At 60.9% G+C, this 24,429-nt stretch carries 23 protein-coding genes, 1 pseudogene and 1 riboswitch; of the genes and pseudogenes, 7 read left to right on the forward strand and 17 right to left on the reverse strand.

Annotation, left to right across the window (positions count from 1 at the left end; translation table 11 throughout):
• Positions 1-97: 97 nt before the first annotated feature.
• Both AM571_RS11810 and AM571_RS11815 read right to left on the reverse strand, forming a co-directional pair.
• Positions 98-1,048 carry a nucleoside hydrolase gene (locus tag AM571_RS11810; protein WP_074061564.1) on the reverse strand — a complete coding sequence of 317 codons (951 nt, stop codon included), beginning with the start codon at positions 1,046-1,048 and terminating at the stop codon, positions 98-100.
• A 71-nt stretch (positions 1,049-1,119) separates the two neighbouring features.
• A complete protein-coding gene (locus tag AM571_RS11815; protein ID WP_074061565.1) occupies positions 1,120-1,539 on the reverse strand; it encodes a cobalamin biosynthesis protein in 420 nt (139 codons plus the stop codon).
• A gap of 97 nt (positions 1,540-1,636) precedes the next feature.
• On the opposite strand from AM571_RS11815, the gene AM571_RS11820 reads away from it, so the two are divergent.
• On the forward strand, positions 1,637-2,449 hold the full coding sequence (locus AM571_RS11820; RefSeq protein ID WP_074063204.1) for a TSUP family transporter: 813 nt from the start codon (positions 1,637-1,639) through the stop codon (positions 2,447-2,449).
• 7 nt (positions 2,450-2,456) lie between these two features.
• Here the strand turns inward: AM571_RS11820 and cobO are convergent, their stop codons facing one another.
• From cobO to cobU, 4 genes are read right to left on the reverse strand one after another with little or no spacing between them, the layout of a single operon-like run.
• Complete coding sequence (gene cobO / locus AM571_RS11825) at positions 2,457-3,089, reverse strand: cob(I)yrinic acid a,c-diamide adenosyltransferase (RefSeq protein WP_074061566.1); 633 nt, start codon at positions 3,087-3,089, stop codon at positions 2,457-2,459.
• Positions 3,086-6,952, reverse strand: coding sequence for a cobaltochelatase subunit CobN (gene cobN, locus AM571_RS11830; protein ID WP_074061567.1), 3,867 nt, complete (start codon positions 6,950-6,952; stop codon positions 3,086-3,088). The genes cobO and cobN overlap by 4 nt, the downstream gene beginning before the upstream one ends.
• Before the next feature lie 9 nt (positions 6,953-6,961).
• Positions 6,962-8,011, reverse strand: coding sequence for a cobalamin biosynthesis protein CobW (gene cobW, locus AM571_RS11835; protein ID WP_074061568.1), 1,050 nt, complete (start codon positions 8,009-8,011; stop codon positions 6,962-6,964).
• Between the two features lie 4 nt (positions 8,012-8,015).
• Positions 8,016-8,540, reverse strand: a complete 525-nt coding sequence (gene cobU / locus AM571_RS11840; RefSeq protein ID WP_074061569.1) for a bifunctional adenosylcobinamide kinase/adenosylcobinamide-phosphate guanylyltransferase — start codon at positions 8,538-8,540, stop codon at positions 8,016-8,018.
• Between the two features lie 269 nt (positions 8,541-8,809).
• Positions 8,810-9,201: riboswitch (cobalamin riboswitch) on the reverse strand.
• Positions 9,202-9,365: 164 nt separating this feature from the next.
• Here cobU and AM571_RS11845 point away from each other — a divergent pair.
• Positions 9,366-11,156, forward strand: coding sequence for a chloride channel protein (locus AM571_RS11845; RefSeq protein ID WP_074061570.1), 1,791 nt, complete (start codon positions 9,366-9,368; stop codon positions 11,154-11,156).
• Here AM571_RS11845 and AM571_RS11850 read toward each other — a convergent pair.
• On the reverse strand, positions 11,153-12,607 hold the full coding sequence (locus tag AM571_RS11850) for a cobyric acid synthase (protein ID WP_074061571.1): 1,455 nt from the start codon (positions 12,605-12,607) through the stop codon (positions 11,153-11,155). The two genes, AM571_RS11845 and AM571_RS11850, sit on opposite strands and share 4 nt — an antisense overlap.
• Before the next feature lie 573 nt (positions 12,608-13,180).
• Between AM571_RS11850 and AM571_RS11855 the strand changes: the two genes are divergently transcribed.
• Positions 13,181-14,176 (forward strand): glycine betaine ABC transporter substrate-binding protein, encoded by a 996-nt coding sequence (locus tag AM571_RS11855; RefSeq protein ID WP_074061572.1) that lies wholly within the window; start codon positions 13,181-13,183, stop codon positions 14,174-14,176.
• 93 nt (positions 14,177-14,269) lie between these two features.
• A pseudogene (locus tag AM571_RS37350) lies at positions 14,270-14,627 on the forward strand (hypothetical protein).
• Here the strand turns inward: AM571_RS37350 and AM571_RS11865 are convergent.
• Positions 14,624-14,779 (reverse strand): entericidin A/B family lipoprotein, encoded by a 156-nt coding sequence (locus AM571_RS11865; RefSeq protein WP_074063205.1) that lies wholly within the window; start codon positions 14,777-14,779, stop codon positions 14,624-14,626. The pseudogene AM571_RS37350 and the gene AM571_RS11865 overlap by 4 nt on opposite strands.
• A gap of 104 nt (positions 14,780-14,883) precedes the next feature.
• Complete coding sequence (locus tag AM571_RS11870; RefSeq protein ID WP_196776273.1) at positions 14,884-15,825, reverse strand: LysR family transcriptional regulator; 942 nt, start codon at positions 15,823-15,825, stop codon at positions 14,884-14,886.
• A gap of 65 nt (positions 15,826-15,890) precedes the next feature.
• Here AM571_RS11870 and AM571_RS11875 point away from each other — a divergent pair, with 65 nt between their 5' ends.
• On the forward strand, positions 15,891-16,166 hold the full coding sequence (locus tag AM571_RS11875; RefSeq protein WP_155774433.1) for a hypothetical protein: 276 nt from the start codon (positions 15,891-15,893) through the stop codon (positions 16,164-16,166).
• Positions 16,167-16,328: 162 nt separating this feature from the next.
• Here the strand turns inward: AM571_RS11875 and AM571_RS11880 are convergent, their stop codons facing one another.
• Entirely contained in the window at positions 16,329-17,228 is a 900-nt protein-coding gene (locus AM571_RS11880; RefSeq protein ID WP_074061575.1) for a universal stress protein, read from the reverse strand.
• 191 nt (positions 17,229-17,419) lie between these two features.
• Between AM571_RS11880 and AM571_RS36200 the strand changes: the two genes are divergently transcribed.
• Positions 17,420-17,611 (forward strand): hypothetical protein, encoded by a 192-nt coding sequence (locus tag AM571_RS36200; protein WP_132660672.1) that lies wholly within the window; start codon positions 17,420-17,422, stop codon positions 17,609-17,611.
• 48 nt (positions 17,612-17,659) lie between these two features.
• Positions 17,660-18,103, forward strand: a complete 444-nt coding sequence (locus AM571_RS11885) for a hypothetical protein (RefSeq protein ID WP_074061576.1) — start codon at positions 17,660-17,662, stop codon at positions 18,101-18,103.
• 37 nt (positions 18,104-18,140) lie between these two features.
• On the opposite strand, the gene AM571_RS11890 is transcribed toward AM571_RS11885, so the two are convergent.
• The 7 genes from AM571_RS11890 to pstC form a co-directional block, all read right to left on the reverse strand.
• Entirely contained in the window at positions 18,141-18,329 is a 189-nt protein-coding gene (locus AM571_RS11890) for a KTSC domain-containing protein (protein ID WP_074061577.1), read from the reverse strand.
• Positions 18,330-18,715: 386 nt separating this feature from the next.
• On the reverse strand, positions 18,716-19,402 hold the full coding sequence (locus AM571_RS11895) for a winged helix-turn-helix domain-containing protein (protein WP_074061578.1): 687 nt from the start codon (positions 19,400-19,402) through the stop codon (positions 18,716-18,718).
• A gap of 17 nt (positions 19,403-19,419) precedes the next feature.
• Positions 19,420-20,103, reverse strand: a complete 684-nt coding sequence (phoB, locus tag AM571_RS11900; protein ID WP_022714998.1) for a phosphate regulon transcriptional regulator PhoB — start codon at positions 20,101-20,103, stop codon at positions 19,420-19,422.
• A 34-nt stretch (positions 20,104-20,137) separates the two neighbouring features.
• Positions 20,138-20,851 (reverse strand): phosphate signaling complex protein PhoU, encoded by a 714-nt coding sequence (gene phoU, locus AM571_RS11905; RefSeq protein ID WP_074061579.1) that lies wholly within the window; start codon positions 20,849-20,851, stop codon positions 20,138-20,140.
• 34 nt (positions 20,852-20,885) lie between these two features.
• Positions 20,886-21,701 (reverse strand): phosphate ABC transporter ATP-binding protein PstB, encoded by an 816-nt coding sequence (gene pstB / locus AM571_RS11910; protein WP_074061580.1) that lies wholly within the window; start codon positions 21,699-21,701, stop codon positions 20,886-20,888.
• Between the two features lie 13 nt (positions 21,702-21,714).
• Positions 21,715-23,001, reverse strand: coding sequence for a phosphate ABC transporter permease PstA (gene pstA, locus AM571_RS11915; protein WP_074061581.1), 1,287 nt, complete (start codon positions 22,999-23,001; stop codon positions 21,715-21,717).
• Positions 23,001-24,380: a phosphate ABC transporter permease subunit PstC gene (gene pstC, locus AM571_RS11920; protein WP_074061582.1), complete on the reverse strand. Its 1,380-nt coding sequence runs from the start codon at positions 24,378-24,380 to the stop codon at positions 23,001-23,003. The genes pstA and pstC overlap by 1 nt, the downstream gene beginning before the upstream one ends.
• Between the last annotated feature and the right edge of the window lie 49 nt (positions 24,381-24,429).

The raw sequence follows: 24,429 nt of genomic DNA on the forward strand, positions 1-24,429 counted from the left end.
TATTGGAATCGGTTGTATCCGAACACAAGCAAAGCAAGCCATCCCATTGATCCGATTCGGCAAGAACCGGCGGAGACAACACCGGCTCCGCAATTCATCAAGCGCGCAGCAGCGTCTCGCGCACGAGGCCGATCACCTTTTCCGATTCGACGCCGGTGCAGACGATCTGGCTCGGCAGGCCGTCCCAATCTCCGGGCGGGAAGCGGCGGCCATCCGGCTTCACGATCGTCTGGCCGTCGGCAATACCGCCACAGACGACGCGAACAGAACCTGTGATGGTCGAAAAGAGTTCCGGCGCCACGACGTAGACGCAGGCGCAGCTGTCATGCACCATCATTCCGTCATCGACGGCGTGCGCATAAAAATCGATATAGAACTGCGAGAGTTCGTTCAACAGTTTGACGGCACTGTCGCCCTCTGCGGCGGTAGCGGCGAGATAGCGCCGGCTCATAGTCGTGACCGCGGTCACGTCGAGGCCAATGACCACGACCTTCCAGGGAGCGGTCAAGACGATGTCGGCAGCTTCCGGATCGCCGTGAATATTGGCTTCTGCGACCGGCGAGACATTGCCCGGCACATAGAAATTGCCGCCCATGATGACGACGGCCTTCACGAGCTTGGCGATCCCCGGATCTTCCTTCAGGGCCAGCGCAAGGTTCGTCATGCGGCCGACGGCAACGAGCGTCACCTCGCCCGGATTGGCGCGCACGGTGTCGATGATGAACCGGTAGGCCGGGCGCGGATCGAGCGGCCCATCGACCGTTTCCGGCACGTCGATATTACCGAGGCCATTGTCGCCATGCACGAGGGTCGGCCAGCCGATCTCCTTGCGCGACGGATCGATCGTCGTACCCTCGCCCTTGGCGACGGGAGCCGGAATATTCCATTCGCGCTTCAAAAACAGCGCGTTGCGCGTCGTCGCTTCGATCGAGGCATTCCCGAATACGGTGGTGATGCCGATCAGATCAATGTCGGGGTGACGATGCAGGAAGAGGAGCGCCATGGCGTCATCGACGCCCGGGTCCGTGTCATATATGACCTTGTGCATGAGATTTTCCTTTTATGCTGTTCGTCGCGTGCCGGAAAACGCCTCGCGAAGTGGCGACACCATAGCGGCCGTTATTCTTTCTGCAACCGCATGCGGGCGATCGCCGCGGTTGCGTGCGCAGATTTGATCTTGGGCACGGCAAGCTCTGCATTGCAGCCGCAAACGGCAAGCGCAGCGGACTCGGCAACGCCGTGGCAGCCGACCTGGGAAAAGACGATGTCGGATGGATTCTTAAGGCGCGGCGTCTCTTCCTCAAGGCGTGCGGCGCTGAAAAACAGCAATGGTACGCCGAAATGCCTGGCAGCCTCGACAATAGCAGGCTCTCCGGCCCGGCCGTCGATCGACGCGATCGCTGCGAGTTCATCGGGCACCAGGCCACCCAGCGACAAAACCTCGGCCGCAAGCGCCATGACTTCGTCGGGCGGCGTCCCGCGCTCGCAACCGAGGCCGAGGACATGGCGGCGTGAATTGTCAAAGGTGATTCCGGTCATCGGCCCTATTTGAAATGATGGGTGTTTGTCCAGCCATTGCAGCCGGAAGCAGGAAATGCAACATGGCGCGGACTTCAGTCCGCCTTCGAGTTCCGCTTTGACCGATATCGCTCCCCAACTGCTTCTACTCCTGTGCCTTGCCGGCTTTTTTGCCGGCTTTGTCGATGCCATCGCAGGCGGCGGTGGGCTCATCACCGTCCCGGCGATGCTGATCGCAGGGATCCCGCCGCTCCAGACGCTCGGCACGAACAAGGTGCAATCCGTTTTCGGAGCAGCGTCCGCGACGATCGCCTATGCCCGCAAGGGCCATGTGAACCTTCAAGAACAACTGCCGATGGCCATGATGGCGGCCATGGGCGGATCGCTCGGTGCAGCCCTTGCGACGATCGTGCCCGGCGATGTTCTGCGCGCCATCATGCCGGTGCTGCTTATCGCGATCGCGCTCTATTTCGCCTTCAAGCCAAACCTGAACGACCTCGATACCCACCGCCGCGTCACGCCATTCTTATTCGGCATGACATTCGTGCCGTTGATCGGCCTTTACGACGGGATTTTCGGTCCAGGCACGGGTTCCTTCTTCATGCTGTCCTTCGTGACGCTCGCAGGTTTCGGCATGCTGAAGGCAACTGCGCATACCAAGCTTTTGAACCTCGGCTCGAACATCGGCGCGCTCATCGTCTTCGCCTCCTTCGGCGCAACGCTGTGGACGGTGGGGCTGATGATGGGTGTCTGTCAGTTCTTCGGCGCACAGGTTGGCTCACGGCTTGCGATGCGCACCGGCGCCAAGCTCATCAAGCCGCTGCTGGTGGCGGTTTGCATCGCCTTCACGATCAAGCTTCTGTCGGACCCGACGAACCCTCTGCGCCTCTGGAGCCTGGGGATGGCCTCCGATTACCTGCCGGGGAATTGATCCGCTTTCAGAACTCCACGCCGGGCTGCCCCTTGATACCGGAGCGGAACGGATGCTTGATCAGCTCCATTTCCGTGACCAGATCGGCGATCTCGATCAGCTCGTCCTTGGCGTTCCGGCCCGTCAGCACGACGTGGGTCATATAGGGTTTCTCGGCAATGAGGAATGCGGCCACCTCGTTGACGTCCAGATAGTCATAACGGAGCGCGATGTTGATCTCGTCGAGCAGCACCATGGAATTGCGCTCGTCGCGGATCAGTTCCTTCGCCTTCTCCCAGGCAGCCCTCGCCGCTGCAACATCGCGCGCACGGTCCTGTGTTTCCCAGGTGAATCCCTCGCCCATCGTATGAAACTGGCAAATATCAGAGAAATGTTTCTCGATCAGGTCGCGCTCGCCGGTCCACATCGCGCCCTTGATGAACTGCACGACGGCTGACGGTTTGCGATGGGCGATATGTCGGAAGATCATTCCGAAGGCAGCAGACGACTTGCCCTTGCCTTTTCCGGTATGAATGATGATCAGGCCTTTCTCGTCGGTCTTCGTGGCCATGATCTTGTCACGCGCGGCCTTCTTCTTGGCCATCTTTTGGGCGTGACGTGCATCGTCCTTCGCGCCGCTTTCCACTGGTTCTTCGCTCATTGTTCTTCCCTAAGAGCTTGTGCCGTTTCCGTGCGCGGCGCCGCGAGATCGAAGCGTGCCGAATTGCTGCGTGGCGTCCAGAGCCTGCGCTCGATGGCTTCGAGCAGCCGCTCCTTCATGTCCGCAAGCGCCGCCGGGTTCTTCTTTGCCATGAAATCGCGGACTTTCGAATCGGCGACGAAGGCCTGGTAGACGGCCTCGAAGTGGTGGTTGCCGACGGCACCCGTCGTCGCTGCAAAAGCGAACAGGTAATCGACTGTGGCTGCGATCTCGAAGGCGCCTTTGTAGCCATGGCGCATGACGCCATCGATCCATTTCGGATTGACCGCGCGCCCGCGCACGACGCGGCCGATCTCCTCCTCGAGCGAGCGGATCACCGGCTTCTCCGGTCGTGAGTGATCGTTGTGATAGATCGCCGGACGTACTCCGCCCAGTTGTTCGGCTGCGGCCGCCATGCCGCCTTCGAACTGGTAGTAATCGTCGCTGTCGAGCAAGTCGTGCTCGCGGTTGTCCTGGTTCTGCACCACGGCCTGGATGGAGCGCAGGCGCTCTTCGAAGACGCCGCGTTCAGCCCTGCCTTCCTCCGCCGCGCCGTAGGCATAGCTGCCCCAGACAAGATAGGATTCCGCCAGATCGGCACGCCGTTCCCAGCCCTTTTCGTCGATCAAAGCCTGCAGGCCCGCACCATAGGCGCCGGGCTTGGACCCGAAGATGCGGTAGCCGGCGCGCTTTTGTGCGGATGCCTCATCGAGGCCGGCGGCGGCAAGGCGCGCCGTTTCGCCGCGCATGCGGGCCGCGATCGGGTTGTCGGCGGCATCTTCATTGAGGGCGCCTACAGCGCGGATTGCCCGGTCAAACAGCGTGATCTGCTCGGGAAAGGCGTCCCTGAAGAAGCCGGAGATGCGCAGCGTCACGTCGACGCGCGGGCGCTGCAGCAGTGCAGGCGGAATGATCTCGTAGCCGGTGACGCGCCGCGAGGTCATGTCCCATACCGGCTTGACGCCGATCAGCGCCAGCGCTTGGGCGATATCGTCGCCACCGGTGCGCATGTTCGACGTACCCCAGGCCGTAAGCCCGAACGAGACCGGCCAGTCACCATGGTCTTGAACGTAGCGCCGAACGAGCAATTCGGCGGATTTTTTGCCGAGTTCGAAGGCTGCGGGCGTCGGAACGGCGCGGCTATCGACTGAGTAGAAATTCCGCCCCGTCGGCAGCACGTCCGGCCGCCCGCGCGTCGGCGCACCGGACGGACCGGGAGCGACGAAGCGGCCGTCGAGACCGCGAAGAAGGCCCGCGATTTCAGCCTTCCCGCAGGCGCGGATGGAAGGCTTCAGACGAGTTTCGATCTCGGTGAGGACCGATTGTGTCGCAGGCCAGTCCGTCGGGCACGGAATTCCACCAGCGACCAGTTCTGCGGCAAGCAGTTCGATGCGTTCGATGGTGTCGCCATTGGTGCGCCAGGGGGTATCGGAGGTTTCCATCAGCAGCGATGGCCGCGGGCCGAGCCAGGGCGCCGACATATCGCAATCCAAGGGATCGAAATGTCGAGAGAGGGACTTGGGGCCCTCTGTCCGACCGGAAGCCGCAGATAGGTGTTTCATAAAGGGGGGTGCCTCCGCGACGTCCGCTGCAAATGCGTCCTTCGCAATCGCCCTTTGCAAACTCTGATCCCCGTCCTCGCCCAAACTGCGCGGCACGCGCGCCAGTGCCACCGTGAGATCGGTCAGCAACCGGCCCACCGGCGCAACGCCGAAGACATGCAGCCCATCGCGAATCTGCATTTCCTTAAGATCGCAAAGATAGGCATCGAGCTTCTTCAGCGCTTCGTCCCCACTCTCGCCTTTGGCGATCCCCGCATCCCGGTCGAGACCTATATCGGCGACGAGATCAAGGATCTGTTTGCCGAGCAGCCGGATGCGCCGCGGATCGCTGCCGGCGGCCTCGTAATATTCGTCGACCAGCGTTTCCAGGTCCTTCAGTGGGCCATAGCTTTCGGCCCGTGTCAGCGGCGGCGTAAGGTGGTCGATGATGACGGCGCTCGAGCGCCGCTTGGCCTGCGTGCCTTCCCCCGGGTCGTTTATGATGAAGGGATAAAGATGTGGCAGCGGGCCGAGGATCGCTTCCGGATAACATTCCGAAGACAGTGCAAGCGCCTTGCCCGGTAGCCATTCCAGATTGCCGTGCTTGCCCATATGGATCACGGCATCAGCGCCGAATTCCTCGCGGAGGAAGGCATAGAAGGCAAGATAGCCATGCGGCGGCACGAGGTCCGGCGAATGGTAGCTTTCCTTCGGATCGATGTTGTAGCCGCGTGCAGGCTGGATGCCGACGAGGAGATGTCCAAAGCGGGTGAAAGGCAGGGCGAAACTGCCGTCCATGAAATAGGGATCGGACGCCGGATCCCCCCAGCGGAGTGTAATCTCGTCCTGAATCTTTTTCGGAAGAGATGCAAAGAAGGCCTTGTATCCACTCAAGGAAAGCGTCTCGCGGATCACCTTGCCATCATGTCCGGAATTCGTCGGCCCCTCGGCTAGGTGCCTCATCAGCGCATCACCATCGGCCGGGAAACCGGAAACAGCGTAACCCGAATCCCGCATTGCCTTGAGCACCTCGATGGTGCTTGCTGGTGTATCGAGGCCGACGCCATTGCCGAGGCGTCCATCACGGTTCGGGTAGTTTGCAAGCACCAGTGCGATCCGCCGGCCCGCAACCTGCCTGTTTCGGAGGCGCGCCCAGTTGGCAGCGAGTTTCGCCGTGTAGCGCATGCGTTCAGTATCGGGCTCGCTGGCGACTATGTTGGCCTCGACGGCCGCGTCGTAACGGGCGGCGGACTTGAACGAGACAGCCCGCGCCAGAACGCGGCCATCGACCTCTGGCAGCGCGACGTTCATGCCGAGATCGCGGGCGGAAAGGCCTTGGGACGACGAGGCCCACGCCTCCTTGGATGTGGCCGAGAAAATCGCCTGAAGAACAACGGCGCCGTTTGATTCAAGCACGCTCGGCGCTCGATCGGCGCCGGGCGCAGACACGGCAAAGCCGGTAGCGTTGATCACGACATCGGGCGGCGCCTCTGCAAAGACACGCTCTAGAATGCCGATAGATAGCGGATCCTTGAGACTATAGGCGAAAACCGGCAAAGGGCGCAGTCCTTCCGCCGCCAGCGCTTCTATGAGCGCTTCGACGGGCGCCGTTTCGCCGCTTTGCACGAGCGCACGGTAGAAGCTGATGGCGACGATCGGTTTGAATCCGGCCTCTTTTTTCGAGTCTTGGATACCGGGCGCGGAAAAGATTTTCCATTCCTCAACTCCAATCACGCCTCGACCCGGCCACCAGATGCCCGCCTTCATCAGTGGCGCGGCTGCGCCCGGCTTCTCGCCGCCGGAAAGCATCGCCGTCGCGTAATCGAGAAAACTTCGCGAATTCCCCTCGCCGCCTTCGATCAGATAGCCCCAGAGCGCGTTGAGATCGTCAAGCGGCACGTTCGAAAATGGCGTCAATCCGGCATCCGGCTTCGAATCCCCAGGCAGGACCGCAATCAACGCACCATGCCGCGCCGCGCAGGCATGCAGCGCCTCCAGCGCGTAGTGGAAGTAGCTCGCGCCGCCAAGCGCCCGGACGATGATAAGCTTTGCGCAGCTTGCCGTGCGCTCGATATAGGCATCGACGGACATTGGGTGCTTGAGGCTCATCAGGCTGGCGAGCCGGAGCGTGAAGGACCTTGAGCCTTGCGCGTGAGCTGCGGCGATCGCCGCAAGCTCGGTATCCGCCGCAGACAGGAACAGGATGTCGGCCGGCGATTGGCCGAGGTCGATCGCCTCGTCGCCGTCGCTGATCGTTCCCCTCTGGGCAAGCAGCAGATGCATGGCCGAGCCTTAGACGTGTGCCTGGATGGACCTGCGGACGGTGTCCTGATCCATCTCGTGCAGGCCGATCACCACAAGCCGCGTGCCGCGCGCTTCGCCCGGCACCCAGGCGCGGTCGAAATACTGGTCGATACGGCTGCCGACGGCCTGGACCTGCAAGCGCATCGGCTTGCCCTGGACATCGGCAAAGCCCTTGAGGCGCAGAATATCGTGCTCGGCAATCACGCCTTTCAGCTTCTCGGCGAAGCCTGCCGGATCACCGATCGGGCCGAACTCGACCACAAAACTGTCGAACTCGTCGTGATCGTGCGGCGTGCCGTCCTCATGCTCCAGCTCGTGATGGGACTTGCGGTTGCCGATGTCCTCTTCAGTACCGATGCCGAGGCCGAGCAGCACGCTTGCCGGAACCTCGCCGTTCCTCGCCTCGATCATCGCCGGCTTGCGGGCGATGCGGGAGGTCACTTCGTGGCGCACGCGACTGAGCCCTTCGCCGTCAAGGAGATCTGTCTTGTTGAGCACGATGAGATCGGCGCAGGCCAGTTGGTCCTCGAACAGTTCTTCGATCGGGCTCTCATGATCGAGCGAGACGTCGTCTGCGCGGCGCGCCTCCACCGCCTCGTGATCGTCGGCAAAACGGCCGGCAGCGACGGCCGCGCTGTCGACGACTGTGATGACGCCATCGACGGTTACTTCGCTGCGGATATCCGGCCAGTTAAAGGCGGCAACGAGGGGCTGCGGCAGGGCAAGGCCGGAGGTTTCGATGACGATGTGGTCTGGGCGTTGCGCGCGCTCCAGAAGCTTCGCCATCGTCGGGATGAAATCGTCGGCAACGGTGCAGCAGATGCAGCCGTTGGTCAGCTCGATGATATCGTCCTCAGTGCAGTTTTCCGCGCCGCAGCCTTTCAATACATCGCCATCGACGCCGAGATCGCCGAACTCGTTGATGATCAGCGCGATCTTCTTGCCGCCGGTGTTGGAAAGCAGGTTGCGGATCATGGTAGTCTTGCCGGCGCCGAGGAAGCCGGTGATGACGGTTGCGGGGATCTTCTGCTGGCTCATGGGTTCAACCCTTCATTTTCAGCGGCAAACCGGCCGCGATGAAATACACTTCCGCGGCTTGCGCCGCCATTATCTGGTGCAGCCGTCCTGCATGGTCGCGGAAATCCCGCGCCATGCGGTTTTCCGGCACGATGCCGAGGCCGACTTCATTGGAAACGACGACGAGCCGCGCTTTTGCATTGGGCAACCAAGCGGCAAGTGCTGCGAATTCCGCCGCCATGTCGCGCTCCTCCATAATCAGGTTGGTGACCCAAAGCGTCAGGCAATCAACAAGAATCGCCCGGCCCTCGCGGTCGATAATGGAAAGACGCGGGACAAGCTCCAGAGGCTCCTCATGCGTCCTCCACAATGGGCCGCGTTCGGTTTTGTGGCTCTCGATGCGCTGATGCATCTCCTCGTCCCAGGCCCGGCCCGTCGCGACGTAGTGGCGCTCAAGCCCGCTGTCGGCAATCAGCTGCTCGGCAAATCGGGACTTGCCGGAACGGGCGCCCCCCAGGACGAAGGCGGTGCCGCGTGTGGAACGGTTCATCTGGAGACCTGTGGGGTAAGGGATGGCACTGCGGAGGCATAGCGCAGCCAACCCTCGTTCCTGCGCCTGTCACAGGAGCTGAGCGCCTCCAGGTCCTTGGGCTCAGAAGATCCTTTCAACAGGACTGTTTGCGTTCCTGTGACGACAGGAGTGCGGAAAGTCGAAAGTGCCGCATCCCTCAAAGACGCCGCGAAATACGGCATGGAATTCCATCGTTGAGCCATGACAACCTCCGTGCTGGCAGCGGGGAACAATGCCCCAGAATGAGCTCTTCGCCCGGCACGCATGGCAGGTCTCCTGGCTCGCGGGTGTCGGCCGACAGGGCGACCACCTAAGGTCGCCCTGACCGCGCCAGCGGATCTGCCTCGCCTTCCCGGTTGCGATCTTGTGAAAAGGCGGACGATTCGTAGAAATGGAGGCGTCCTGCCCCGGCTGATCACAATGCATTTCCAGTGGCTTTTCCGGCGCCGCAGCCGCTTCACCTGCTCCGCAACATGCAAAACAGCCGTGACCCGACCCGACGCCGGATGGAAGACCCTGACCGCTCTACAGTCGCGGGGTCGGCTGTGATGAAGACGCCCGGCGTGGGTCCGTCCCTTCACATTCCCTTTTCATCCGGAACAGCATCTGCAGCCCCGGAACCATCCGTAAGAATATTCATCGTTAGGCAAGCCGCCTTCCGAAGTCAATTGTGCCCACTCAAATGAAACCCGCGGCAAACAGCTTGCAATTCTCGGTCCGTTTCGCGCCGGGCTTTCGCCACATTTCGGGAGCAAGCGCCCGTATAGCCCTTGACGCTGTTGGCCGCCATCTAGTTCTTTGCACATGCTCACGAAATCGAATTTCCCGCGCCTCTACCGGCTCTACCGCCTGCTCGACGCCGGGAGGCTCCGTGCGCTTGCCCGCCGCAGTGAAATGGGCATGGTCTTCGCCGGCATCGCCGTCGGCGTGACGTCGGGCCTGGCTGTCACCGGCATGAGCCTTGTCTCGCGCGAACTGCATCGCTTGATCTTCGGTATCAGCGACATCGAACGGCTGAGCTCATCGCAGACAAACGACAAATTCCTGCTCCTGATGGCGCCGGTCTGCGGCGGGGTTCTGCTCGGCCTTCTGTTTTTCATTCTCGCGCGAACCCGCAAGAAGCCTATGGTCGATCCCATCGAAGCCAACGCTTTGCATGGCGGACGGCTGTCGCTGACAGATAGCATCATCGTCGCCGTACAGAATCTGGTTTCGAACGGCTTCGGCGCCTCCGTCGGCTTGGAGGCCGGCTACGTTCAGCTCGCGGCGGGTATCGCCTCCAAACTCGGGCTGAAGCTTCAGCTCCGCCGTGCCGATCTGCGCGTCCTTGTCGGCTGCGGCGCGGCGGGAGCGATTGCCGCGGCCTTCAACGCACCACTGACAGGCGCGTTTTATGCATTCGAGCTCATCATCGGCACCTACACGATCGTTTCACTGACGCCGGTCGTCGTTTCCGCCCTCGTATCGACGCTCGTCGCGCGCCTGCTGGCGGGAAGCGATTTCATGATCGATGTCGGTGAATTCGGCACGGTGGTTCCGGCTGATTATATCCCTGCCCTGTTGCTTGGCGCCTTCTGCGCCGGCGTCGGCATCCTGATCATGCAGGGCGTGGCCTTCATCGAGGAGATGGCGCGTAAAAGTTCCGTTCCGACGCCGCTTCGCCCGGCGCTCGGCGGCATCGTCGTCGGCCTTCTGGCGATGATTACACCGCAGGTGCTTTCAGCGGGCCACGGCGCGCTGCATCTGAACCTTGGCCGTGATGTTGCCGTCCCGATCCTGGTCGGCCTTCTCCTACTGAAGTCCTTCGCATCGGCGATCTCCATCGGTTCCGGCTTCAGGGGCGGCCTCTTCTTCGCCTCGCTCTTCATGGGCGCGCTGCTCGGCAAGCTTTTCGCCTATTGTGCCCCCTATTTCGCCCATGCGACGCTGACGCCCGTGATCTATGCCGTGGTCGGCATGAGTTCGCTCGCCGTTGCGGTCATCGGAGGGCCGCTGACGATGACTTTCCTGGCGCTCGAAATAACCGGGGACTTTCCAATCACCGCGCTGGTACTTGCAGCCGTCATCACCTCGTCGCTCGTCGTTCGCAACACGTTCGGTTACTCTTTCGCGACATGGCGTTTCCATCTTCGTGGCGAAAGCATCCGCAGCGCCCATGATGTCGGCTGGATCCGCAATCTGACGGTCGACAAGCTGATGCGCTCGGACGTGAAAACGGCGAAGGCCAGCATCACGATTGAAGATTTCAAGAAGGCCTTCCCGATCGGATCGAGGCAGCGCGTCATCCTCGTCGACGACTCCGACAAATATGCCGGCATCGTGCTCGTTCCGGAAATCTACGCGAGCCCGGTCGACACCTACGACGAGGGCAAGGATCTGAAGGATTTCATTCGCTACCGGAACGACTTCCTGCAGCCACAGATGAACGCAAAGCAGGCGGCGGCGATCTTCGACAAGACGGAGAGCGAGGCCCTCGCCGTGCTCAACAATCTGATCGAGCGCCGCGTCGTCGGCCAGCTCAGCGAAAGCTATACGCTTCGCCGCTACAGCGAAGAGCTCGACCGCAGACGACGCGAGGTATCCGGCGAAATCTAGCCGAGGAGCCCCGCCACCCAGGCATTGTCGAGATGGGTCTCGAGTTCGTCGGCGACCTCGTCGAGCGCCTGGTCGACGATTTGACCGTAGCTCCGCCGTTGGCCGGATAGGCCAAAGCTTTCGAGAAGCTTGCCGCGAAAGGCATCGCTGCCGAACAGGCCGTGCAGATAGGTGCCCATGATCCGGCCGCCAACAGATACCGCGCCATCGGCCACACCGTCGATCACCGCTGATGGCCTGGCACAGTCCGGCCCGGTCGTCACGCCCAGATGGATCTGGTAGCCGGCAAGGGGAACGCCGTGTTCGACCGAAACCGCCAGGCTGTTCCGCACGGTCTTTTCAGGCGCCATTTCGGTCTCGACATCCAGCAATCCGAGACCCGGTGTCGCATTGCTCGCCCCCTCGATGCCGAGCGGATCGCGAACCACGCGCCCGAGCATCTGATATCCGCCGCAGATGCCTATGACGCGCCCGCCGCGCCGGACGTGCGCCTCCAGGTCTCGGTCCCAGCCGGCAGCGCGCAGATCACCGAGGTCGGCGATCGTCGATTTCGACCCGGGCAATATCACGAGCGCTGCATCGTCCGGTAGCCGGTCTCCCGGCTTCACGAAGACGAGCTCGACATCCGGCTCGGCACGCAGAGGATCGAGATCGTCGAAATTGGCGATCCGCGGCAGAACCGGTACGGCGATCTTCAACGCACCGGAAGCACCCCTGGCGAGGCGCTCCAGCACGACCGAATCCTCCGCTGGCAAGCGCGCGGCAGCCTTCAGCCAGGGCACCACGCCGAAGCACGGCCATCCGGTGAAGCGATTGATGGCTGCCTTGCCGTCATCAAAGAGCGAAACATCGCCTCGGAACTTGTTGATGATATAGCCGGAAATCATCGCCCGGTCGTCGTCCGAAAGGATTGCGTGGGTGCCGGCAAGAGAGGCGATCACGCCGCCGCGGTCGATATCGCCGACGAGCACGACGGGCACCTTGGCGCGGGTGGCAAAGCCCATATTGGCGATATCGCCGGGACGTAGATTGATTTCGGCCGGCGAGCCTGCACCTTCGACGATGACGAGATCGGCGCCTTCCAACGTGATCGCAAAGCTCTCTAGCACTTGCTCAAGAAGCAGCGGTTTCAACATCTGGTAGTCTCGTGCCCTAGCCTGTCCAAAGACCTTGCCCTGCACGATGATCTGGCTGCCGTTTTCGGATTGAGGCTTAAGGAGAACCGGGTTCATGTGTATCGACGAGGGCGTGCGCGCCGCAAGCGACTGCAGCCACTGCGCCCGGCCGATCTCCCCGCCGTCATCGGAGACGGCCGCGTTGTTCGACATATTCTGTGGCTTGAAAGGCTTCACCTTGAGGCCGCGATTGGCCGCAAGTCGGCAAAGCCCGGCAACGAGCACCGTCTTGCCGACATCCGAGCCGGTTCCCTGCAACATGATCGCCTTGGTCATGCGATGAGGCCTACAACGCGGCATGATCCGCGGTCAATCGTCCGATTGAAATGCGAAAACCGCGCGGGCTGGCGGGCGCGCGCGGTTTGCCGAAAACTCTGGCGTATTCGCCAATACACGACGAAACTCGTATTCTCCGGGACGCACTACCTGATCCGGAGAAAGCGGCGGTTGTCCCCCGCCGTGGTTCAACTGATAGCGCGACATTCTTACCGGAGTGTTATTACGGACCTCAGCAATGGCAGATTTCGACTTTTTTCGACATTTTGCCGATTCCCGATCCGCATGCAGCCCATGATGGCAGCTCGGTACAGGCTATCGCTTGTGGATCAGTGGGGATATTAGCGCATTCAAATCAGCTGCTTAGCTCAATAATATTCGCTCATAATCGGATTTCAATTGCCGTGTCAAAGGCGTAGGCTGGAAGTGATGGAATGTTCCAGGCCGCGGTGGCGATGCAAAAATGGCTGAAACCTGAAATTGCGACGGCGAAATTGTCACATGCATCCATTGAACGAGCCGATGGGCAGTTTGTATTCTGCATGTCAGCATCAGAAACTGGGAAACGAGGGAATGAAGATCATCCTGGCTTGGCTGTTTATCGCGGTATGTCTCGTTACCGGCGCCCGCGCCGCGCGCGCTGATTGCGATAATGTTTCGATTGCGGAGATGAGTTGGGCCTCGGCGGCGATTGCCGCCAATATAGACCGCTTCGTCCTTAAAAACGGCTACGGATGCAACGTCACGATGGTAGCCGGTGATACGGTGCCCACTTTTGCTTCGATGGATCAGAAGGGCGAACCCGATATCGCACCCGAACTCTGGACCGCGTCAGTCAGGGTTCAATTCGATGCGGCTGTGAAGAGCGGGCGCCTGATCCAGGCCTCCGAGATTTTGTCGGATGGTGCAATCGAAGGCTGGTGGATTCCGAAATTCATCGCCGATGCAAATCCCGACATCCGCTCAGTGCAGGATGCGCTGAAACGGCCAGACCTCTTCCCCGCACCCAAAAATGCCTCTAAGGGCGCCGTTCACAATTGTCCGCCGGGCTGGAGCTGCCGGATTTCGACAGCCAATCTTTTCAGAGCCTTGGCCGGCGAGAAGGCCGGTTTCGAGCTGATTGACAGCGAAAGCCCGCAAAGCCTCGACGATTCGATCGCCGCAGCCTTCGACGCCAAGGTCGGCTGGCTCGGCTATTACTGGGCACCAACGGCGATCCTCGGCAAATATGACATGACACTGCTTAGTATGGGCGTCAGCCACGACAGGGCGGAATGGCTGGCTTGCACCGCGATCGAAGGCTGCGCGCGTCCGCAGCTTAACGCCTATCCCGTCTCCCAAGCCTTTACCGTCGTCACCAAGGCCTTTGCCGACCGTGCCGGTCCGGAACTCGCCTACTTGCGCTCCCGCACCTGGGACAACAACACTATAAACGACGTTCTGGCATGGCAGGACGAAAACCAAGAAAGCAGCGAGAACGCCGCACTGCATTTTCTGCGCAACTACCCCGAACTCTGGACACGGTGGATGACGGCTGACGTCGCGGAAAGGGTAAGGGCCGCACTTTGAGCAATTCCAGCCTCGCGAAGGCTATAGCTCCTAGGCTGACGGCATAGCTAGTCGAACGACTGCCGGACAATGGCAAGAACCTATGGATGACCGATGACGCCAGCCGCTTCCTTTCCCGATCGCGAGATTGTTGCCCACAAATTGCAGGCGCTTGCGAAGCCGACAGGTCCTATCTTGCGCTGCTCATGGAAATGCAGCGCAAGACGACAACCTGATCGACGGCTTGCGTCGGTATCTGGATTTGGCGGCGGCTGGGTCTTTTCTCAATTCTCTGAAAATTGAAAATTGCGGAGTCTGGATTGGCGAAGCCGCTCCCAGGCGCCTTCAGATCCGTTTGACGGAAACGGCAAGATCCAGCCAGCATCCGGCCTATCTTGCATTCCGCGCCGGGCTTGACCGATCAGGCGGCCTGGAACGCGCCTACCCTGCCGCACGATCTGAAAAGATTTAGCGGCGTGCGGCGCGGTTGACCGAATGGCCGGCATCCTGCGTCGCGTTGACGGCGTTTGCCGTATCACGGCCCATGCCACGGATGGTATTGCCGCAGGAAGAAAGGGCCAGAAGCAGCATCAGTGCTGCGCCGACTTTGACCGTTGTCGCCATTTTGGAAATCCTCTTGTGCAAACGAAAATTACGCAGCCGAAGCAGCCAACGCCGCTCCGGCCGTTTAACGCGCTGAAATCCAATAAAGTTCCTCGCCGTCCAGATCAAGCGGCGGCGGCCTTTGCCTTTTCCGCGAAGGCAAAGCGGATGCTGTCGGCGACGGCCTCCATAGGCCCGGAGAGCTGCGAGGCCGTCAACAGCCGGATGTCGAACGAGCCGAGTTCAGGCAGGCCTTCCTGGGCACCAAGCATCACCATCCCGTCGGCCACATAGGAGCGCGGCAGCGGCGCGATCGCAAGGTCGGAAAGCACAGCGGCGCGCTGCGCCATCGTATGGCCGCTGAGATAGGCAACGCGGTAGGGCCGCTTGTTACGCTCAAGCTGCGCCAGCGCCTCCTGGCGCCAGATGCAGCCATCCTCCCAGATCGAGATCGGCAGGGGATCCCGCCTGTGGGCAGTACCGCATTTGGCGCCTGCCCAGACAAGGCGTTCTCGAAACACGATCTCTCCGCCGGTCGGAAACGGCCGCGTGGCGCAATTGATCAGTGCCAGATCCAGCCTCTGCTCTTCCATACGCTTCTTGAGGCCGATGCTCATGTCGATCGTTACGTCGACCATGATGCCCGGGTAGCTCTCCGCAAAGCTCTTCAGGATACTTGGCAGCAGCCGTTCGCCGATATCCTCCGGCGCGCCGAGCCGCACGACGCCGCTGAGTTCCGGCATGATGAAGCGGGAAACCGCCTCGTTGGAAAGCGCCAAGATATTGCGGGCGTAGGTCAGCAGGAGCTCACCGTGCTGCGTCAGCGTCACCGATCGCGCATCACGCATGAAGAGCGTCGCGCCGAGCTGTTCCTCGAGCTTCTTGATCTGCATGGAAACCGCCGAAGGAGTGCGGAAAACTGCTTCGGCTGCGGTCGAAAAATTGCCTGTTTCCGCAATGGCGACAAAGGTTCTTAGAACATCATTGTCGAGCAAGGGGATCGGGCGGCGAAAGGGCACAGTCATCGTCGCATCTTTCAATTTTTCTGATGTTAAGCACCATATCATTTCGTTTGTTTGAATGTCAACGCAAAGCTATTTTAGCACCATGGCGATAAACGAAGGAGGCCATGATGACCGAGACTGCACATAGCATTTTGGACATCTTCTTTACGTTCAGGGCAAGGCAACTGCAGCGCACCGCCTGGGAGAACACTATGCGGCAGATGACCGCGTTGCCCAGCCACCTGATCGCCGATGTCGCCCCACATGCGCCCGACAACAGCCGAGAATGGTTCACCCATCCATCTGCTTCTCCACGAAGTTCTGCACGTAAAGCGTTACAGACGCTGCACGAAATGCGCTTCACGCCGGGCTTGTCGGCAGCTGACCCTCAACGAAAACTGTAATCGACTCGCAGGACCCGCACCGAACTATTGAGGCCGCCAGACTTCCTCCTTTGCAACCAGGAGGACCATCGCAGATGTGGGCAACCGTGTCATCGAACCGGATGGGAGTACCGATCTGGAACGACTTTTCTTGGCGCGGGCGAGGTCAGGCCAACGCCGCCGCTAATGCTTCATCATCAATGGAAGCGGCGAATGCGACAGCAGGTAGTGAGTGACACGACCGAGCAGCAGTTCCAGGAAGTAGCCATGCTTGAAAGCGCCGATCAAAAGGCACGTCGCATTCGCCGATTTGGCGAAATCGAGGATCGTTTCCCCGACGGACAGGCCTGCCGAGTTGATTGCGACGACGTCGCCGTCAAGCCCCAGCTGATCAAGCAACTCTCTTGCCGTTGACTGGTAGCTTCCGTCCGGTTCGTCGTTGACGCACAGAACCGTCACGCGATCGGCCGCAGCCAGCCAGCGTCTTGCCGCGGCGACGGCTCCCCGCGCATGACCATGCGGTTTCCAGCCGATCACCACATGCCCCAGCAGATTGCCGGCATGGGTACCGGCAGGTGGTGCCAACACCAGCTTGCGCTCATGGAAAACGAGATCGTGAAAAGCGTCGCGGGCATCCATATTGCCATGACAAGGAGCGACGACCAACGCCGTCTCACGGACTTTGGCACTCACGCAACGAGCAACTTCGCCGCGGCAATCATCGAGAAGGAGCCGTTCTCGGCCAGGCTTGCACTGCTTCCAATCCTCGAAGGCTCGGGCGACCCGTTCGAACCGCTTATGCGGCGAGCCTTCGGTCAGGTCCCGCAGCATCTGCAGATCGATCTCCTCGGGCGCGGCGATCATCCGTTCCGGATCGGCGCCGACATGGGCCACGGACATGGTGCCATGGATGGCACGGGCGGCGTCTTCGGCGACGTCAAGGCAAGGTTGCGCAGTTGCCGGATCGGGCAGCAGGGCGAGAACGTCGGCATGGTCGGTCCCTTCCCGCACAAGATCGGCGAAGATGACACCGGCTTCTGCCGAAGTCGGGTTCGGCGGGTCGTTCGCGGGCGCATTGTTCATACCGGGCCTCCTTTCGCGATGCTCCCACATCGCTCCCGGTCCATCACGTTTAAGATTTTACTCCTGCGTCCGATGGCTGGCTAGCAAACGCCGCACAGGCTGCGCCGCTTCCACGGCAAACGGGCGATTGCGTGGTAGGGTTTATACGCCGGCCAGTACCAAGGGCTTCGCCATCATAGCCTGCGACCCAGATGGATCGACGGGTTCTGGGAAAAGCCCCTGCCGCCATGGTCGGATTCTTCGTCCGTGCCAACAACTCGATCGAGGTCACCTACCAGCGCTCGTTCTACGAAAAACGCGCCGCGCTGCTCCACGGCGGCAATCTCGACGTGGAGCCGATGGTGGCGAAGCCGCGCCCTGGCACCGCTTGCGGCATCCTTTGAACAATCAGCCAATTTCCGCGTTCATTTGAAGGGGCAAAGGAGCTCTTGATGTCGTACGGATCGCTGAGTGCTTTTGGTGACACCTGGTGCCGGTACAGGCCGGACACCGAAACCCTCGAGGCCGCTCATGACCTGGTGGACCGGTACCTTGCGTTCGCCGAGGAAGCGCAAGTGGGAAATGACATTATCGACGAGATCGAGCTGCCCGTCCCGAAGCCTATGCTGATCAAGTCGTTTGGCCTCGTCATCGCTGCCGAGCACCGTCCGCAGATAAGAGCTCTGCTGATCAGAGCCGGCATGACGCTGGCCCAGTACCGCGCCGACCTCGGACCACGGATGCGGTTAAAGCCCACGACGCCGCACGGCAGGCTACGGGCAGCCCGATCGCGGGAATTCGAGCGCCGTCTTCAGAAGAAGCTCGTGGCGGTCGCTGAAGAACGGATCAGCCTTGGCGCGTTTTATCGACGCGCCTTTATCGAGGCCATGCATTGACGCCAGATGAGGTCACACCTTGCCTTGACCGCGACGATCAGATCGCCGCCTGCATCAGGTAGAGGGATCGTTCCGGAGGAAGCTGCGCAACCATTTTCATCATGATCTTGGGATCGACATGGTGAACGGATCGCACTTGGCCGTCCCGGTAGATGATCGTCAAGACGCGCGTCTCTTCGTCATAATCGAGTTGGGCGATCGTTTTCGTGTACACCAGGAACCGCATTGCCGTTAAACCTCACTGGTCAATGGAACATCACCAAGGTGATGGTGCCGACCATGACCCAACCGGAAACGATAATCAGGGACATTCTCAACAACGCCGTCTTGATCGTCATGGAATACTCCAAATCGCTTCAACCAAACTAGCTGTACTTTGGGACGAGTGTGGGCCGATCGGACCGAGCCTCATCCCGGTTGGATTGTATGTCTGACGCCTTTGGGCAAGTATGGGAGCCGAAGGCGGACTGGAATCACCTCCAGCGCGACTAAACACACACCAATATAGGCGGTCGCGTGAAATCGACGTGACACACGTGTTGCGAGAACATCTATATCGCGCCTCACAATCTCTGCACACAGTGGCGGGATCGGGTCGGACCCCGATACCGGTCAGAAGTCGCGAAGTGCGTAGCCGGCGCCGCGCACCGTCCGGATCACCTTGTCGGCCTTGCCGAGACTGATGCCCTTCCGAAGGCGTCCGATGTGTACGTCGACAGCGCGTTCATCGACACTGGCATCGCTGCCCCACAGCGATGCCCTCAATTCCGATCGGGAGTGGACGCGACCGGGGGACTTCATCAGAAACTCGAGTAGCCTGAACTCGGTGGGTCCGAGCTTGACTTCCTTTTTCTGCCTGTGGACCCGGCGGGCGTTCTTATCGAGCGTCAGATCCCCGACTTTCAGCGTGCTCTCCAGTAACGCTGGATTGAGACGTCGCAGAAGGTTCCGCAATCGGATGAGGAGTTCGACGGGGGAAACTGCCTTTATGAGGCAGTCGTCGGCTCCGGCCGAAAGGACTGCCAACCGGTCCTGTTCGAGGGGCGAGTCCAGAAGCACCACGATCGGAAGGCGGGCGGTCGCTCCGGTTGTCCTGAACTGGCGGCATGTCGAGATCGCCATCGAGCCAGGAGCCGGCGCACCGAATATCACCGCATCAGGCAGCCGCAACGCCACAAGCTCGACGAGCGATGCATGGGGGGGAAGACAGTTCACCGAATATCCTTCTGTCTCCAGAGCGTTCTTCAGCGTGGTGAGCAGATCTTCGTCCTGCTCGACAACAAGTATCCGCACCGACATCCTCTCCGGCCTCCCTGCTACGCTTCCATCGAATATCCCGCGCCGCGGACCGTGCGGATGACGTCCTGCATGTTGGAGAAATTCAGTGCCTTGCGAAGGCGACCGACATGAACGTCGACGGTGCGCTCGTCGACATAAATGTCGTGGCCCCAGACACCATCCAGAAGCTGCGAACGCGAGAAGACGCGTCCGGGCGATGACATCAGGAACTCCAGGAGGCGGAATTCGGTCGGACCAAGGCGGACTTCGCGGCTCTTGCGGTGGACGCGATGCGTTTCGCGGTCGAGTTCGATATCCCCGCATTTCAGCACCGTGGAGAGCACCTCAGGCTTGGCGCGGCGCAGCATCGCCTTTACGCGGGCAACCAGCTCTGGCGTGGAGAACGGCTTGACGACATAGTCGTCGGCCCCGGTGGAAAGGCCGCGCACGCGCTCGCTTTCCTCGCCGCGCGCCGTCAGCATGATGATCGGCAGACGCTCCGTTTCTGGGCGCATGCGCAGGCGGCGGCAAAGCTCGATACCAGAGACGCCGGGCAGCATCCAGTCGAGGATCAGGATATCCGGCGTGCGCTCCTGAAGCCTGATTTCGGCCTCGTCGCCGCGCAGGATGGTGTCCACCTCGAAACCTTCGGCCTCGAGGTTATAGCGAAGAAGCACGCTCAGTGCTTCTTCGTCTTCAACGACTGCAACTCTCGGGATCATGCGGTTCTGTCTCCTGAAGGCGGGTTCGCAACAGTCATTGCGTGACCGCGCCGACGGTGTTGGCAGTGTCGTCCTTCGGACGCTCGCCTTCCGGCTGTGCGCCGGTCGCCATGTAATAGATCGTTTCGGCAATGTTGGTTGCGTGATCGCCGATGCGCTCGATGTTCTTGGCGCAGAAGAGAAGATGCGTGCAACTGGTGATGTTGCGCGGATCTTCCATCATGTAGGTCAGCAGCTCGCGGAACAGCGAGGTGTACATGGCGTCGATTTCCTCGTCTCGCTCGCGGATCGACTTCGCCTTGTCGGCTGAACGCGAGGCATAGACGTCGAGTACTTCCTTGAGCTGTACCAGCGCCAGTTCGGAAAGATGCTCGAGACCGCGGGCGAGCTTGCGCGGAACGCCGGTGCTCTGCACGGCAATGACACGCTTGGCAGTGTTCTTGCCGAGATCGCCGACGCGTTCGAGATCGGCCGCGATGCGGATCGAGCCCATGATCTCGCGAAGGTCGGAGGCCACCGGCTGGCGGCGGGCAATCGTGACGATCGCCTTGTCGCCAATCTCGCGCTCGGCGTGATCCATGATAACATCGTCGGAGATGACCTTCTGGGCCAAGCCAGCGTCACCGTTGACAAGCGCGCGGACGGCGTCCGACACCATCTGCTCGGCAAGCCCGCCCATTTCCGAGATGCGGCGGGACAAATACTTCAGATCCTCGTCATAGGCAGAAAAAATATGGGTCGATGCCATGGGGATTGTCCTTGAATAGCCTGAACGCCGCAGATCAGCCGAAGCGGCCCATGATGTAGTCCTGGGTGCGCGGGTCGTCCGGATTGGTGAACATCTTGTCGGTGTCGTTCTCCTCGACGAGATTGCCGAGGTGGAACATGGCGGTGCGCTGCGAAACGCGGGCCGCCTGCTGCATCGAATGCGTCACGATGACAATGCTGTAGTTCTCGCGAAGCTCGTGGATCAGTTCCTCGACCTTGGCGGTCGCAATAGGATCAAGCGCCGAGCATGGTTCGTCCATCAGGATGACTTCCGGGCTGACGGCGACGGCTCGTGCGATGCACAAGCGCTGCTGCTGGCCTCCCGACAGACCGGTGCCGGATTCCTGCAGGCGGTCTTTGACTTCGTTCCAGAGACCGGCCTTGTGGAGGCTGCTTTCGACGATCTGATCCAGGTCAGCCTTCGACCTGGCAATACCGTGGATGCGCGGTCCGTAAGAAACGTTCTCGTAGATAGACTTCGGGAACGGGTTCGGTTTCTGGAAGACCATGCCGACGCGAGCGCGCAGTTCCACAACGTCAATGTCCGGATCGTAGATATCCGCGTCGTCCAGCTTGATTTCGCCCGTGACGCGGCAATTGTCGATCGTGTCGTTCATGCGGTTCAAGCAGCGCAGGAAGGTGGACTTGCCGCAGCCCGACGGGCCGATGAGTGCGGTAACGGTATTTTCGCGGACGTTCAGGTTCACGTCGAATAGCGCACGCTTCTCGCCGTAGTAAACCGACACCGTCTTGCCGACCATCTTGTAGGCGGTCGCGTTCATTTTCTGCTCCAGAGCCTTCTCAACTGCTGTTTCGGTCAACATGTTCATAATCCTTACTCCGTTACCAGCGGCGCTCAAAGCGCTGCCTGAGGAAGATGGCGATCGCGTTCATCAATATGAGGAACCCCAAAAGCACGAGAATTGCGGCGGAGGTTCTCGATACGAAGCCGCGTTCCGGGCTGTCCGCCCAGATGTAGATCTGGCTCGGAAGCGCCGTCGACGCCGCGAATATCCCGTCCGGAGGGCTCGTGATGAAGGCGTTCATGCCGATGAGCAGCAGCGGCGCGGTTTCTCCAAGAGCTCGCGCGAGCGAGATGATCGCTCCCGTCATGACGGTCGGCATGGCGAGCGACAGCACGTGGTGGAAGATCATCTCGTGTTTGGAGGCGCCGACCCCCAGGGCCGCCTCTCGGATCGAGGAAGGCACCGCCTTCAGCGACACGCGTGTAACAATAATGAGCGTCGGCAGCGTCATCAGCGAGAGGACGAGGCCGCCGACGAGCGGAGACGACCGCGGCAGGCCGAAACCGTTCAAGAACACGGCGAGCCCGAGGAGACCGAACACCACCGACGGGACCGCCGCAAGATTGTTGATGTTGATTTCGATGAGATCGGTGAAACGGTTCTTGGGAGCGAACTCTTCCAGGTAGATCGCCGCCGCAATGCCGATCGGGAAGCTGATGGCGAAGCAGACGAGCAGCGACCAGAACGATCCGGAAATCGCGCCAGCCAAGCCAGCCAGTTCCGGGAAGCGGCTGTCGGCATTGAGGAAAAGCGCCCAATTGAACGGACTGGAGATTACGCCCTTGGATACGAGCTGGTCGATCATGCCGATCTGCTCGTCGCTGATGCGCCGCTGGCTCTCTGGCGTATCCCGGCTGATCTCGCCTTTGACGAACTGGTCGGCCGGATCGGACATCGGGATGACGAAGCTGCTCGGTGCCTTGAGGCGTGCTGGATCCTTAATGACTGCATCGCGAACGAGGAACGGTGCCGAGGATGTGAAGAGGTCGAAGAAGGCCTTCTCCTGCCTGCGTGGCAGGTCCCCAATCTGGTTGCGCAGTGCCTCGCGCACGGCGCCGCGCCAGTCGGCCTTCATCATATCACTTGTATCGAGCTCAGCTTTGCTGAGGTCGATGTTTATGGTGGCCACCGTCTGGGTGAACGCCTTGTACCCGGTGAGCGTCAGAGAACCGATGAGGAAAGCGAGGAAGCCGAGCGCGAAAATGATTGCGATCATGCCATAAGCCTGGAGACGCCGCTCAGCGGCATAGCGTGCCTTCCGGCGTGCCTTCATGTCATCCGAATGCCAGTTGACACGCGTTCCGGCGACTGCGGTCGTGGACATCAATATTTCTCCCGGTACTTGCGCACGGTGCGCAGCGCGATGAGGTTCAGGCCGAGTGTGACGAGGAAGAGTACAAGGCCGAGTGCAAAAGCCGCCAGCGTCTTCGGGTTGTCGAACTCGGAGTCGCCGATGAGAAGGGTGACGATCTGGACGGTCACGGTGGTGACCGCATCGAAGGGGTTGAGTGTGATCTTCGCGATTAGGCCGGCTGCCATGACGACGATCATCGTTTCGCCGACCGCACGGCTAAGGGCCAGAAGGACGCCGCCGATAATGCCAGGCAAAGCGGCCGGCAGCAGGACCTTGCGGATAGTCTCGCCCTTGGTTGCTCCCAGGGCCAGCGAGCCGTCGCGCATGGCACGCGGCACCGCCGCAAAGGCGTCGTCCGAAAGCGAGGAAATGAACGGAATAATCATCACGCCCATGACAAGGCCGGTGGCAAGCGCGCTGTTCGGCGACGAGGCTATCCCCACGGAAGCGCCCAGGGCCCTAATAGCAGGGGCGACCGTCAGCACGGCGAAGAAGCCGTAGACGACCGTCGGAACTCCCGCGAGAATTTCAAGAAGCGGCTTCACAACGGCACGGAACCGCGGATGCGCATACTCGGTAAGATAGATGGCGGAGAGTATCCCCGTCGGAACCGCAACCAGCATGGCGATCGCCGAGATGACGAACGTGCCGAACAGGACCGGAAGAACGCCGAACGCGCCTTGCCCGGCCACCTGGTCTGCGCGGATGGCGATCTGAGGCTCCCAACGCAGGCCGAAGAGAAATTCGGTGACCGGAACCCTTGCAAAGAAGTGGAGCGCTTCGAATACGAGCGAGCCGACGATGCCCACTGTGATGATGATGGCAACCAGGGAGGAGAACATCATGAAACCCGTGACCGCAGTCTCGACACTGTGGCGGGCGCGATACCTTGGGCTGATCACCTTCATCCCGAGAAATGCACCCACCGCGACGATGCAGAAGCCAATCGCCATCATCAGGTAGGTGGAGTAGGTCTGGAGCGACCGAAGATGTTCGGCTGCAGCAGCCACTTCAGGCGTTGGCTGGCGGAACAGGTTTCCGGCCGCAACCTGGCGGATTTCGCCGATGAGCAGCGATAGTGCAGCACTGTCCATGCCTTCGGAGCCAGGATATGAGGCGAGCACAAGCTGGTTCACGACGCTGGACTGGAAGGCAAGCCAGAGAAGAAGGAAGATGGAAGCGGGAACAGCGGTCCAGATCGCGGCGTTGAGACCGTGGTAAATCGGCCGGGAATGCGCCTTGATGCGGCTCGTTCCTGCCGTTGTCGATACGGCGAGGGCGCGCAAGCCTCCGAAGTAGGCCGCGACCACGGCTGCGGCAACCAATACGAGGAAGAGATAACCGAACATGTTGCCCCCATATAAGAAGAAGCCGCCCGCGGGCTGCGCAGGCGGCCGG

The sequence above is a fragment of the Rhizobium etli 8C-3 genome (assembly GCF_001908375.1).
Classification (GTDB): domain Bacteria; phylum Pseudomonadota; class Alphaproteobacteria; order Rhizobiales; family Rhizobiaceae; genus Rhizobium; species Rhizobium etli_B.

Bases quoted from the DNA above. Each gene is read 5' to 3' on its own strand.
- AM571_RS11810 (WP_074061564.1), bottom strand. From the start codon at position 1,048: ATGCACAAGGTCATATATGACACGGACCCGGGCGTCGATGACGCCATG.
- AM571_RS11815 (WP_074061565.1), bottom strand. From the start codon at position 1,539: ATGACCGGAATCACCTTTGACAATTCACGCCGCCATGTCCTCGGCCTC.
- cobO (WP_074061566.1), bottom strand. From the start codon at position 3,089: ATGAGCGAAGAACCAGTGGAAAGCGGCGCGAAGGACGATGCACGTCAC.
- cobN (WP_074061567.1), bottom strand. From the start codon at position 6,952: ATGCATCTGCTGCTTGCCCAGAGGGGAACGATCAGCGACGGCGACGAG.
- cobW (WP_074061568.1), bottom strand. From the start codon at position 8,011: ATGAGCCAGCAGAAGATCCCCGCAACCGTCATCACCGGCTTCCTCGGC.
- cobU (WP_074061569.1), bottom strand. From the start codon at position 8,540: ATGAACCGTTCCACACGCGGCACCGCCTTCGTCCTGGGGGGCGCCCGT.
- AM571_RS11845 (WP_074061570.1), top strand. From the start codon at position 9,366: ATGCTCACGAAATCGAATTTCCCGCGCCTCTACCGGCTCTACCGCCTG.
- AM571_RS11850 (WP_074061571.1), bottom strand. From the start codon at position 12,607: ATGACCAAGGCGATCATGTTGCAGGGAACCGGCTCGGATGTCGGCAAG.
- AM571_RS11855 (WP_074061572.1), top strand. From the start codon at position 13,181: ATGAAGATCATCCTGGCTTGGCTGTTTATCGCGGTATGTCTCGTTACC.
- AM571_RS11865 (WP_074063205.1), bottom strand. From the start codon at position 14,779: ATGGCGACAACGGTCAAAGTCGGCGCAGCACTGATGCTGCTTCTGGCC.
- AM571_RS11870 (WP_196776273.1), bottom strand. From the start codon at position 15,825: ATGATATGGTGCTTAACATCAGAAAAATTGAAAGATGCGACGATGACT.
- AM571_RS11875 (WP_155774433.1), top strand. From the start codon at position 15,891: ATGACCGAGACTGCACATAGCATTTTGGACATCTTCTTTACGTTCAGG.
- AM571_RS11880 (WP_074061575.1), bottom strand. From the start codon at position 17,228: ATGAACAATGCGCCCGCGAACGACCCGCCGAACCCGACTTCGGCAGAA.
- AM571_RS36200 (WP_132660672.1), top strand. From the start codon at position 17,420: ATGGATCGACGGGTTCTGGGAAAAGCCCCTGCCGCCATGGTCGGATTC.
- AM571_RS11885 (WP_074061576.1), top strand. From the start codon at position 17,660: ATGTCGTACGGATCGCTGAGTGCTTTTGGTGACACCTGGTGCCGGTAC.
- AM571_RS11890 (WP_074061577.1), bottom strand. From the start codon at position 18,329: ATGCGGTTCCTGGTGTACACGAAAACGATCGCCCAACTCGATTATGAC.
- AM571_RS11895 (WP_074061578.1), bottom strand. From the start codon at position 19,402: ATGTCGGTGCGGATACTTGTTGTCGAGCAGGACGAAGATCTGCTCACC.
- phoB (WP_022714998.1), bottom strand. From the start codon at position 20,103: ATGATCCCGAGAGTTGCAGTCGTTGAAGACGAAGAAGCACTGAGCGTG.
- phoU (WP_074061579.1), bottom strand. From the start codon at position 20,851: ATGGCATCGACCCATATTTTTTCTGCCTATGACGAGGATCTGAAGTAT.
- pstB (WP_074061580.1), bottom strand. From the start codon at position 21,701: ATGAACATGTTGACCGAAACAGCAGTTGAGAAGGCTCTGGAGCAGAAA.
- pstA (WP_074061581.1), bottom strand. From the start codon at position 23,001: ATGTCCACGACCGCAGTCGCCGGAACGCGTGTCAACTGGCATTCGGAT.
- pstC (WP_074061582.1), bottom strand. From the start codon at position 24,380: ATGTTCGGTTATCTCTTCCTCGTATTGGTTGCCGCAGCCGTGGTCGCG.